This window comes from Mesorhizobium sp. M7A.F.Ca.ET.027.03.2.1 (assembly GCF_003999175.1).
Lineage (GTDB): Bacteria > Pseudomonadota > Alphaproteobacteria > Rhizobiales > Rhizobiaceae > Mesorhizobium.
In genome coordinates, this window is record NZ_RZOM01001629.1 from 1 (window position 1) to 820 (window position 820).

Annotated in this window: 1 protein-coding gene; it reads right to left on the minus strand. The window is 63.2% G+C overall.

Features of this window, described 5'->3' with window-relative positions; all coding sequences use genetic code 11:
• A partial coding sequence (locus EN750_RS36930) for a phage portal protein (protein ID WP_127399456.1) occupies positions 1-820 on the minus strand: 820 nt, incomplete at both ends.

An 820-nucleotide genomic window follows, 5' to 3' on the forward strand; every position in this document is an offset into this window, starting at 1 on the left:
CAGAACGCAAAGCTTCGGGATAACGACCAGCCAGCGCCAGGCATCGACATTGGCATCCATGTCGATGCGGCCCATGCGGCCGGATGTGAAGTTGACGTTCGACAGATTGCCTGTGAGGCTTTCGAAGGTGATGCCGACGCCGACGGCGATGTCGCGGCCGGTGGCGTCGCTGTAAGCCGAGAACTCGCCGAGTTCCGGCGGGTCGGAAAAACTGACCGTCTTGCCGACCGGCAGCGTCTCGATCATGCCTGGGCCGAGTTCGTCGATCTCTCTCTCGGGCTTGCCTTCGCCGCCCTGAGGCTGCGGCGTGTCGCCTTCGAAATCGGGATCGTGGATGAAGGCCGCGAAGCATGCGGCGATCTTCTGCCGCACCAGCTGCGCATCCTTGAATTCGGCGAAATCATTCAGCGTCACGATCACCGGAGCGAGCCACGGCACACCACGCACTTGGCCGGGCCGGTCGATGCGGAACAGGTGGATGATGTCCTTGGCGTCGATGCGCCGTGACTGGAAGTTGCGCAGCATCGCCAGGCCGCTCGGATGCTGGTCGAACAGCCAGTAGGCGACGCGCCGGCCGATCTGGTCGAATTCCACACCCTGAATGACGGTGTTGCCGCCGGGGAGCGGGCCGGTCTTATAATCATCGAGGTATTCCGCCTCCAGAACCTGGAGCTGGAACGGCAACGCGAAGCCGTCGGCTGTGAAGCGATAGCGGCGCCGGATGATGCAGTCGCCGCCCTCGAACATGGCGCCGACGGCGAGCGCCTGAAGGCCGTACAGATTGGTGTTGCCGTCCGCGTCGATCGACAACGTATCGAAA